The sequence below is a fragment of the Demequina litoralis genome (genome assembly GCF_030418455.1).
Taxonomy (GTDB): Bacteria; Actinomycetota; Actinomycetes; order Actinomycetales; family Demequinaceae; genus Demequina; species Demequina litoralis.
On record NZ_JAUHPW010000005.1, the window covers coordinates 225,598 to 236,110 of the forward strand.

A 10,513-nucleotide genomic window follows, 5' to 3' on the forward strand; every position below is an offset into this window, starting at 1 on the left:
GAAACCGTCGGCCGCTTCCCCGCAGCACGCCCCGGGTCAGGGGCACGCCGGGCGGGTCAGTCGCGGGTGAGCTTGCGGTAGGTCACGCGGTGCGGGCGGGCCGCCTCGGCGCCCAGGCGCTCCACCTTGTTGGCCTCGTAGGACTCGAAGTTGCCCTCGAACCAGAACCACTTGGCCGGGTCCTCCTCGGTGCCCTCGTACGCGAGGATGTGCGTCGCGACGCGGTCGAGGAACCAGCGGTCGTGCGAGACGACCACGGCGCAGCCGGGGAACTCGAGCAGCGCGTTCTCGAGCGAGCCGAGGGTCTCGACGTCGAGGTCGTTGGTCGGCTCGTCGAGGAGCAGCACGTTGCCGCCCTCCTTGAGCGTGAGGGCCAGGTTGAGGCGGTTGCGCTCACCGCCGGAGAGCACGCCGGCCGCCTTCTGCTGGTCCGGGCCCTTGAAGCCGAACGCGCTCACGTACGCGCGCGACGGCATCTCGACCTTGCCGACGTTGATGTAGTCGAGGCCGTCCGACACGACCTCCCACAGCGACTTCTGGGGGTCGATGCCGCCGCGGCTCTGGTCGACGTAGGAGACCTGCACGGTCTCGCCGACCTTGAGCTCGCCGTCGTCCAGCGGCTCGAGGCCCACGATGGTCTTGAACAGCGTGGTCTTGCCGACGCCGTTGGGGCCGATGACGCCGACGATGCCGTTGCGCGGCAGCGAGAACGACAGGCCGTCGATGAGGACGCGGTCGCCGAAGCCCTTCTTGAGGTTCTTCGCCTCGATGACGGTCGAGCCCAGGCGGGGGCCCGGCGGGATCTGGATCTCCTCGAAGTCGAGCTTCCTGGTGCGCTCGGCCTCGGCAGCCATCTCCTCGTAGCGGGCCAGACGCGCCTTGGACTTCGTCTGACGGCCCTTGGCGTTGGACCGCACCCACTCGAGCTCCTCCTTGAGGCGCTTCGCGAGCTTGGCGTCCTTCTTGCCCTGGACCTGGAGGCGCTCCTGCTTCTTCTCGAGGTAGGTCGAGTAGTTGCCCTCGTACGGGTAGAGGCGGCCGCGGTCGACCTCGCAGATCCACTCGGCGACGTGGTCGAGGAAGTAGCGGTCGTGGGTGACCGCGAGGACGGCGCCGGGGTACTTGGCGAGGTGCTGCTCGAGCCACAGCACGGACTCGGCGTCGAGGTGGTTGGTGGGCTCGTCGAGGAGCAGCAGGTCGGGCTTCTCGAGGAGCAGCTTGCACAGCGCGACGCGGCGGCGCTCACCGCCGGAGAGCACCTTGACGTCGGCGTCCGGCGGCGGGCAGCGCAGCGCATCCATCGCCTGCTCGAGCTGCGCGTCGAGGTCCCATGCGTTGGCGTGGTCGAGCTCCTCCTGGAGCGTGCCCATCTCCGCCAGCAGCTTGTCGTAGTCCGCGTCCGGGTCGGCCATCTCCTCGGAGATCGCGTTGAAGCGCTCGAGCTTCGAGTAGATCTCGCCCACGCCCTCGCGGACGTTGCCGATGACGTCCTTCTCCTCGTTCAGCGGCGGCTCCTGCATGAGGATGCCGACCGTGTAGCCGGGGGTGAGGCGCGCCTCGCCGTTGGAGGGCTGCTCGATGCCCGCCATGATCTTGAGGATCGTCGACTTTCCTGCGCCGTTGGGTCCCACCACGCCGATCTTCGCGCCCGGGTAGAAGGCCATGGTCACGTCGTCGAGGATCACCTTGTCGCCGTGCGCCTTGCGCGCCTTCTGCATGGTGTAGATGAACTCTGCCACTGCTGCTCCGTCGGTTGTCCTGAGCGGGCGCGCGGGCGCCCGGATGCCGCCCCCTAGCCTACGGGAGGACGATGGGCGGGCGAGGTCGGGCGGCCCACGCCGCCGCTCAGGCCACGGGCTCGGGCTCCTCCTCGAGGTCGAGCGGCTCCACCTCCCCGCTGTCGACGTCCGGCGGCTCGGTCTCGAAGCGCGAGGCGTCCGCCGCATCGTCCCCGCCGTCCCCCTCCTTGGACGCCGCGATGGCGGCCGCGGCGGGGCTGATGTCCTCCTCGCTCATCGCCGGGTCCCCGGTGGCGCGCCGGAAGCTCGCGACGCCGCGCATGCAGTCGGGCCCGATCGCGGTCGCGTCGATGATGTGGTCGACGCGCGGACCGTCCTTCGCCTCCCACGTGCTGGTGCGCAGGCGGCCCGTGACGACGACCGGCATGCCCTTCCTGATGGAGGCGTCGACGGTGATCGCGGCGCCGCGGAACGCGCGCACCGTGAACCATTCGGTGACGCCGTCGACCCACGAGCCCTTCTCGCGGTCGAAGTAGCGCGGCGTCGAGGCGACCCGGAACGACGCGATGGCGAGGTCCCCCTGCCCCTTGAACATGCGGACGTCGGTGGCGGCCCACCCCGCCACGGTGATGGTCAGCTCGTTCATGCTCCCCTCCCTGGTGCCGCACGGTGCGGCTGGGTCCAGGGTGCGAGCACGCGGGAGGACGATGCGCGGGCGGGCCCGGATCGGGGGACGCAAGGCGGGCGGCGGGGCGCCGGGGACATCGGCCTTGCCGGGCCCTTCCGGGCGCGGCCGCGAGCGGCCGGGAGCGGCCGACAGCGCTGGAGGCGCCTCAGCCCTCGTGGTGGTGGCGGTCGTGGCGCTCGTGGCGGTCCTCGTGGACCGGCGCCCAGATGTCCGCGGGGAGCGCGTGCTCCTCCTCCTCGACCACGCCCGCCTCCGCGTGCGCGGGCTCGGGCTCGACGACCGGCTCCTCCGGCTCCCCCGCCCCCTCGGGCGCCTGGGCCCGTGCGATGACGGTGAGCTCGTCGAGGTTGCGGTACGCCTGGTGGATGAGCTCGGTCGGCCGCACGATGCCGGGCTCGATCGCGCCGAGCACGGCCTCACGCCCGAGCCGCAGCATGTCCTTCTCCATCGCGGACGCGCGCAGGCGGCGACGGCCGAACGGCGCGTGACGCGCCTCGGGCCAGTCCACGCCGGCGAGGGCCGCGTCGATGACGGCGGTCAGCTCCCCCGCGGGTGCGACGGCCTCGCCGATGACGATCCGCCACTGCACGGGCAGCCCCTCGGAGGCCGCGTCGATCCAGTCGAGCCGCTCGCGGTCGACCACCTCGAGCCGCATCGTGTCCTGGGCGGGCACCGACGACGACCGGCCCGCGACCACCGCGGCGGCGGCCTCGGCACGCGCGTCGACGCCTGCGGCCGCGGCGAGCGCGGCGACCAGCTCGGAGACCTCGGGCAGGACGGGCTCGGCGTCGCGCGCGAGCGCCCGCTCGAGCGTGCGGCCCGCGGCCACGAGGTCCGCGGCGACCGCGTCGGCGGCGACGGAGCGCGCCTGCACGGCGCCCTCGAGCTCGGCGCGGAGCACGTCGACGCCCTGACCCGTGCGGGCGCTCACGGGCATGACGGGCACCGAGTGCATGCCGTCGAGCGCGAGCAGGCGCTGAAGGTCGCGCGCGACCTCCCAGCCCTCCTCGGTGGTGAGCCGGTCCACGTGGTTGAGCACCACGAGCGACGGCTGCCCGGTGACGGACGCCTGCTTGAGATAGCCCTCGTGGATGGCGTTGTCGGCGTACTTCTGGGGGTCGACCACCCACAGCAGCAGGTCGACCTGCGGCACGATGCGGTCGACCACCTCGCGGTTGTGCGGGTTGACCGAGTCGTGGTCCGGCAGGTCGAGCAGCACGAGGCCCGCGAGCGCGGGGTCCGGGGTGGTGCCCATGGCGTCGAAGCGGCGCAGGCGACGGTCGGGGGCCACGCCCAGCCAGTCGAGCAGCGCGTCCGCCCGCTCGGGACCCCACACGGAGGCGCTGACGTCGGACGTGGTGGGACGCGCGACGCCGGGTACCGCGAAGTCGACGCCGACGAGGGCGTTGAACAGCGTCGACTTGCCGGAGCCCGTGCCGCCCGCGAGCGCCACGACGGTCCAGTCGATGCCGAGCGCGAGCCGCTCGTCGCAGCGGTCGACCGCCGCATGCAGCTCGTCACGGATGGGGGTCGGGATGGCCTCGCGCGCCCAGTCGAGCGACGAGCGCAGGCGGTCGACCCGCTCGTGCAGCACGGTGGTCTCGTCGTGCGGCGGCACGGCCTCGAAGCTCACGCTCACAGCAGCCCCCTCAGCTCCGCGCGCCGCAGGCGGATCTTCGCGGACGAGTCCGGCATGAGCGAGGGGATGTCGGTGGGCCGCATCATGTCGAGCGACTCCCGGTTGACGCAGTGGCGCCGCGCGCCGTCGAGCTCCTCGCGCGCCTCGTCCACCGCGGCGCCGACGGCCTGCGGCGACGTGAGGATCATGAGAACGGTGCGGGCCTCCTCGATGCCGAGCGCGGCGCTCGCCAGCGCGGTGGTGAGCCCGGGCTCGCCGATCACCTGGATGCCGTGCTCGACGCCGGGCAGCGCGAGCACGATCTCCTGGCAGCGGTGCACCCAGCGCCGCGACGCGTCCGCGGCCTGGCGCTCGCGCGCCTGACGCGCGTCGCGCGGGTCGCGCCGCTCCGCGAGCCACGGCCCCACGCCGGTCTCGGCGCGCCGCAGCGCATCCTCCATCGCCTCCGCGACGGACGATGCGGCGAAGACCAGGCGCGACTCGACGGCCTCGAGCAGGTCGCGGTAGATCGCGTGCAGCACCTCGTCCCGCTGCTCGCGGGCGTGGCCGCGGCGCACCCATGCGCTGTTGCGCAGCTTGAACAGCACCCCGCCGTCGGCGGTCGCCTGCTGCCAGCGCGCGGTGAGCGCGCCGGTGGGGATGGTCTCCCACCAGCGCTCGCCGCCCTCGTGGGACACCTGCGCGGCGGCGCGGCGCACCTCGCCGCGGACGTCCTTCGCGGCGGCGGACTGGTCGTCCATCGCCTCGGCGAGGGTCTCGAGCCACTCCTTGAGCGACTCGGCCGCGCCGTGCAGCGTGCGCTCGACGATGGTGGTGGCGGAGGCCGCGGCGACGGAGTCGAGCCAGCGTCCCAGGCCGCCGACGACGTCGCGCGGGACGATCGACTGACGGTTGGGCGCCTCGGGGATGACGAAGAGCGGCAGGGTCTCGAGGTGCTCCTCCGCGAGCCGGTCGACCAGCTCGCGCCGCACCTGGGCCGCCACGTCGACGGTCACGCGGTTGAGGACCACCGCGATGGAGGCGCCGCGGTCGGCGCCGGCGCGCAGCGCCTCCCACGGCACCGCGTCGCCGTAGCGCGCGGCGGTGGTGACGAAGATCCACAGGTCCGCCGCCTCGAGCATGGTGTGCGCGATCTCGCGGTTCTCGCCGCTGATCGAGTCGAGGTCGGGCGAGTCGACGAGCGCGAGCCCGCGCGGCACCGCCTCGGTCGCGATGACCTTCGCGCGCTTGGCGACGTCGGACAGGACCGCGGTGTCGAGCGGGTGGTGGAAGAGGTGGGGCACGCGGGTGGTGGGGCGCAGCACCCCCGACGGCGTGAGGTCCTCCCCTACCAGCGCGTTCACCACGGTCGACTTGCCGGCGCCGGTCGATCCGGCGACCACCACGATCGCCGGGGACGCCTCCTCGCGCACGCGCGGGATGAGGTGGTGGTCGAGCTGGTCGAGCATCCGCTGGATGGTCGCGCGCGCGTCCTCGACGCCGGCGACGGGGAGCGGCAGCTGGACACCCGCCACGACGCGGCGGGTGTCGACCAGGGCGTCCAAGAGGTTGCCGGGATACGACCACGTCTTGATGGGTCGCATGCTCATGCGACGACGCACCCGTTCCACAACATGCGACAAGGGTAGCGCGGAGGGCACTTACCAGGCGGCACGGGCGCGCGTCAGCCGCCGCGGTACTGCTGGACGGCCCAGCCGTTGCCGTCGGGATCGGCGAAGAACAGGAAGGTGCCGCCGTCCCCCGGCGCCATCACGGCGGGCTCGCCCGGGTCGAAGCCTCGGCCCAGGAGCTCCTCGCGTGCGGCCTCGATGTCGTCGACCACCAGCTGCACGCCCTGCAGCGAACCGGGCTCGCCCGCGCCGATCTCCGTGCCGAACACGATCGAGCATGCCGAGCCCGGCGGGGTGAGCTGCACGATGCGCCGCCCCGGCCCCACCTCCTGGTCATGGTCGAGCACGAAGCCCATGCGGTCCCGGTACCAGTCGCGCGCCCGGTCGACGTCCGACACCGGGACCACCACCACCTCGAGCTTCCAGTCCATCGCGCCACCTCCCGATCGCCCCTTCGACGGTAGGCCCGTCGCGCGTGCGGCGCCACGGGACGATGCGCGGGTGGCGCGGGCGGGCGCCGGTAACCTAGGTGCGCGGCTCCGGCCGCCAGGCCCCCGTAGCTCAGTGGATAGAGCATCGGACTTCTAATCCGCAGGTCGCTGGTTCGAATCCAGCCGGGGGCGCCCGTCAGGCCCGGCCCTCCGCCAGCCTCGCGATCTCGCGCATCATGCGCCGGCTCATCACGAACGCGATCGCCTCGAGCGGGAAGCGCCCGAACGCGAGCCGGCTCCCCCAGTCGTCGCCATGGTCGTAGCGGCCCCGGGTGAGCAGGCGGCTCCGGCCGCCGGGGGCGTCCCGCACCACGAACTGCCACGTCGCGGCGCCGCCGCCCGCCTCGCCGTCGAGCTCCACCGGCGTGCCCGCCAGGACCAGGGCGTGCGGGGGATCGACGGCCGCCACCCGCATCGGCGGCGCCTCCGGATGCAGGCGGATCTCGTCCCCGACGACCGGGCGCTGATGCTCCGGGAGGATCTCGCCCGTGTTGACGATGCGGCACCCCACGAGGTTCTCGAGCACCTGGTACGAGTAGAAGCCCCCGCGGCCCTGCCCGATCTGCGCGATCCACGGCCACACCGCCTCCGGCAGCGCGGCGACGTCGACGCCCAGGGTGTACGCCCACCTCGGATCCGGGACCAGGTCGTCGCCCGGCAGCGCATCGGTCGCCTCCGTGCCCACCGTCCCCCAGGTCCTGCGGCCCTCGCCGACGAACGGCGTGGCGGCGAGGTGCACGGCGATAAGCGCGGCGCCCTCGAGCGCCGGCACGATCCCCGCACCCGGCGCGCGCGGCCCGCGGCGACCCCGACCTCCCACGGCGACCCCCTGCCCTCCCGCCCATCATGCCGCCGTGGCGCCACCCGCGCATCGTCCCGCCGCAGGAAACCGGGACCACAACCGTGCACAGGTCCCAGGTCGGTGCCGATGCCGTCCACTAGCCTTCCAGCAGGCACTCACGAGCTCGACCCGCAGCCCGTGTCGGCGGCAGTCCTTCCGCGGGTCGACCGAGACACGCGCGTCGCGGCCGCCGCCGCGATGCGCGGGACGGGATGGACGATGCGCATAGGAGTCCCCGCGGAGACGCGAGCGGGCGAGAGGCTGGTCGCCGCGAGCCCGGCCTCCGTCGCCCAGCTCATCAAGCTGGGCTACCAGGTCGACGTCGAGACGGGCGCGGGCACCGCGGCCAGCTTCCTCGACGAGCAGTACCAGGCCTCGGGAGCGACGCTCGTCGACACCGAGGCGGCGTGGAGCGCGGACATCGTCACGTGCGTCAACGCCCCCACGCAGGAGCAGGTATGGGGCCTGCGCGAAAACACGACCGTCGTGTCGATGATGTCGCCGCAGTCGAACCCCGAGCTCCTGGCCGCCCTGAACGAGCGCGACGCGACGGCGCTCGCCCTCGACGCGGTCCCGCGCGTCTCCCGTGCGCAGGCCATCGACGTCCTGTCCACGCTGTCGAACGTGGCCGGCTACCGCGCCGTGATCGAGGCCGCCGAGCAGTACGGCGGCATGTTCACCGGCCAGGTGACCGCGGCCGGCAAGACCGCCCCCGCCACCGTGTTCATCATCGGTGCGGGCGTCGCCGGCCTCGCCGCGATCGGCGCCGCCAGCTCGCTGGGCGCCCAGGTACGTGCGTTCGACGTGCGTCCCGAGGTGGCCGAGCAGATCGAGTCCATGGGCGGCACCTTCGTCCACGCCCCCGAGGCGCAGCAGGAGATCAGCGCGGACGGCTACGCCAAGCCCCTCACCGAGGAGCAGCAGGCCGCCGCGATGCGGGTCTACGCCGCGGAGGCCGCCAAGGCCGACGTCGTCATCACCACCGCGCTCGTGCGCGGCACCGCCCCCACGACGATCACGGCGCACGTGGTCGCGGGGATGCGACCGGGCTCGGTCATCGTCGACCTCGCGGCCTCGGGCGGCGGCAACTGCGAGCTCACCGTCCCGGGCGAGACCGTGGTCTCGGACAACGGCGTGACGATCGTGGGCTACACCGACCTCACCAGCCGCATGCCGCGCCACACGTCGACGCTGTTCGGCACCAACATCGTGCACCTCATGGAGCTGCTCACGCCGGGCAAGGACGGCGTCCTCGTCCTCGACCTCGAGGACCCGGTCCAGCGCGGCATGACCGTCGCGCACGCCGGCGAGATCATGTGGCCGCCGCCGCCCGTGTCGGTCTCCGCCGCGCCCGCGCCGGCCGGGGCGCAGGGCCCCACCGAGGAGGAGCTCGCCGAGAAGGCGCGCGCCGAGGCGGAGGCCGCCGCGCGCAAGGCCAGGCGCCGCAGCTGGATGTACGGCGCCGGCGCGGTCGCGGCCCTCGTCCTGCTGTCCTTCGCGGACTCCGCAACGGTGCAGCACCTCACGGTCTTCGCCCTCGCGGTGATCGTCGGCTTCTACGTGATCTCGAACGTCAAGCACTCGCTGCACACGCCGCTGATGTCCCAGACGAACGCCATCTCCGGCATCATCCTGGTCGGCGCGCTCCTGCAGATCGGCTCCGACGACGCGATCGTGTCGACGCTCGCATTCATCGCGGCGGCCGTGGCCAGCATCAACATCTTCGGTGGCTTCCTGGTGACCTACAGGATGCTCGGCATGTTCCGGAAGGACGCGTGATGACCCTCACCTCGCTCGCCCAGGCGACCTACGTGGTCGCGGCCGTGCTGTTCGTCCTGTCCCTCGCGGGCCTGTCCAAGGAGGAGACGGCCCGCCGCGGCAACATCCTCGGCATGGTCGGCATGGGCCTCGCCCTCGCGGCCACCGTGGTCCTCGCGCTCGACCAGTCCGAGCGTCCCGTGCTCGTCACCGCCCTGCTCATCGCGATGGTCTTCGCGATCGGCGCCGCGATCGGCACGTGGCGCGCCCGCACCGTCGAGATGACCCAGATGCCCGAGCTCATCGCGATGCTCCACAGCTTCGTCGGCGCCGCCGCGGTGCTGGTCGGCTTCAACTCGCACCTCACCGAGGAGGCGGACCCGGTCCACCAGATCGAGGTCTTCCTCGGCGTCCTCATCGGCGCGGTGACGCTCACCGGCTCGATCGTCGCGTTCCTCAAGCTGTCCGCGCGCATGAAGTCCCGCCCGCTCACGCTGCCGGGCCGCAACTGGCTCAACCTGGGCGCCCTCGTCGCGAGCGCGGGCCTGCTCGCCTGGTACCTCGCCACCGACAGCATCGTGCCGCTCGCGATCATGACGGCGATCGCGCTGCTGCTGGGCTTCCACCTGGTCGCGGCGATCGGCGGCGGCGACATGCCGGTCGTCGTGTCGATGCTCAACTCGTACTCCGGCTGGGCGGCCGCCGCGGCGGGCCTCATGCTGAGCAACGACCTGCTCATCGTCACCGGCGCGCTCGTCGGCTCGTCCGGTGCGATCCTCTCGTACCTCATGTGCAAGGCGATGAACCGCGCGTTCCTGTCCGTGATCCTCGGCGGCTTCGGCACCGAGGGCGGCACCACCTCGTCCGAGGGCCCGCAGGGCGAGCACCGCGAGGTCAAGGCCCCCGAGGTCGCCTCGCTCCTCGCCGGCGCCTCATCCGTCGTCATCGTCCCCGGCTACGGCATGGCCGTCGCGAAGGCCCAGTACCCGGTCGCGGACCTCGTCTCGACCCTGCGTCAGCAGGGCGTCACCGTCCGCTTCGGCGTGCACCCGGTCGCCGGCCGCCTGCCCGGCCACATGAACGTGCTGCTCGCCGAGGCGAAGGTGCCGTACGACATCGTGCTCGAGATGGACGAGATCAACGAGGACTTCCCCGAGACCGACGTGGTCCTCGTCATCGGCGCCAACGACGTGGTCAACCCGTCCGCGCTCGAGGACCCGGGCTCGCCGCTCGCCGGCATGCCGGTGCTCGAGGTCTGGAAGGCCGGCCAGTGCATCGTCTTCAAGCGCTCGATGGCGACCGGCTACGCGGGCGTCCAGAACCCGCTGTTCTTCCGCGACAACTCGGCGATGCTGTTCGGCGACGCGAAGACCCAGGTCGAGGCGATCCTCACGGAGCTGCGCTCGCGCGACGGCGCCGCGGTCTAGGCACGGCGCGCCGGCGTGTCGACGCGCCGGCGCGCACTTCGCGTCCGCGTATTTCAACTCAGGCTTGAACAGGTCCCGCAGCGGGCAGCGGAACCGGCACTCCGGCGAGGCTCTTCAAGCGATTCCTGAAATTCGCGGACACGACATGCACGCGCGCGTGCCTCACGGGGATGCGGCGCGGGGTCCGAGGGCTCCGCGCCGGGCGGTGCCGCGGGCGCGTGACACCGGAGGGTGGCACCGGGCCGTGGACCTGGGCCGCCTCCTGCGAGGTGCGTGGTGCCCGATTCGAGCGGCAGATTCATACGGTCGAGGCATCACTG

Annotated in this window: 8 protein-coding genes and 1 tRNA gene; 3 read left to right on the forward strand and 6 right to left on the reverse strand. The window is 72.7% G+C overall.

Annotation, left to right across the window (positions count from 1 at the left end; translation table 11 throughout):
• Window positions 1–56: 56 nt before the first annotated feature.
• The 5 genes from ettA to QQX09_RS08550 all read right to left on the reverse strand — a co-directional run bounded on the left by ettA (window position 57) and on the right by QQX09_RS08550 (window position 6,107).
• Complete coding sequence (gene ettA / locus QQX09_RS08530; RefSeq protein WP_301133453.1) at window positions 57–1,739, reverse strand: energy-dependent translational throttle protein EttA; 1,683 nt, start codon at window positions 1,737–1,739, stop codon at window positions 57–59.
• 106 nt (window positions 1,740–1,845) lie between these two features.
• The gene (locus QQX09_RS08535) at window positions 1,846–2,385 is read right to left on the reverse strand and encodes a single-stranded DNA-binding protein (RefSeq protein ID WP_301133455.1); all 540 of its coding nucleotides are present in this window, start codon (window positions 2,383–2,385) and stop codon (window positions 1,846–1,848) included.
• Window positions 2,386–2,572: 187 nt separating this feature from the next.
• On the reverse strand, window positions 2,573–4,066 hold the full coding sequence (locus tag QQX09_RS08540) for a GTPase (RefSeq protein ID WP_301133458.1): 1,494 nt from the start codon (window positions 4,064–4,066) through the stop codon (window positions 2,573–2,575).
• The gene (locus tag QQX09_RS08545; RefSeq protein ID WP_301133460.1) at window positions 4,063–5,655 is read right to left on the reverse strand and encodes a dynamin family protein; all 1,593 of its coding nucleotides are present in this window, start codon (window positions 5,653–5,655) and stop codon (window positions 4,063–4,065) included. Before QQX09_RS08545 ends, QQX09_RS08540 begins: the two co-directional genes overlap by 4 nt.
• A 74-nt stretch (window positions 5,656–5,729) precedes the next feature.
• Window positions 5,730–6,107: a VOC family protein gene (locus QQX09_RS08550; RefSeq protein WP_301133461.1), complete on the reverse strand. Its 378-nt coding sequence runs from the start codon at window positions 6,105–6,107 to the stop codon at window positions 5,730–5,732.
• A gap of 119 nt (window positions 6,108–6,226) precedes the next feature.
• Here QQX09_RS08550 and QQX09_RS08555 point away from each other — a divergent pair.
• A tRNA-Arg gene (locus QQX09_RS08555) sits at window positions 6,227–6,299 on the forward strand.
• 4 nt (window positions 6,300–6,303) lie between these two features.
• On the opposite strand, the gene QQX09_RS08560 is transcribed toward QQX09_RS08555, so the two are convergent.
• Window positions 6,304–6,939 carry an SRPBCC family protein gene (locus QQX09_RS08560; protein WP_301133463.1) on the reverse strand — a complete coding sequence of 212 codons (636 nt, stop codon included), beginning with the start codon at window positions 6,937–6,939 and terminating at the stop codon, window positions 6,304–6,306.
• Window positions 6,940–7,227: 288 nt separating this feature from the next.
• Between QQX09_RS08560 and QQX09_RS08565 the strand changes: the two genes are divergently transcribed.
• Together QQX09_RS08565 and pntB are read left to right on the forward strand one after the other, a co-directional pair.
• A complete protein-coding gene (locus QQX09_RS08565) occupies window positions 7,228–8,787 on the forward strand; it encodes a Re/Si-specific NAD(P)(+) transhydrogenase subunit alpha (protein WP_301133465.1) in 1,560 nt (519 codons plus the stop codon).
• Window positions 8,787–10,193: a Re/Si-specific NAD(P)(+) transhydrogenase subunit beta gene (gene pntB, locus QQX09_RS08570; RefSeq protein ID WP_301133467.1), complete on the forward strand. Its 1,407-nt coding sequence runs from the start codon at window positions 8,787–8,789 to the stop codon at window positions 10,191–10,193. The genes QQX09_RS08565 and pntB overlap by 1 nt, the downstream gene beginning before the upstream one ends.
• Window positions 10,194–10,513: the final 320 nt, after the last annotated feature.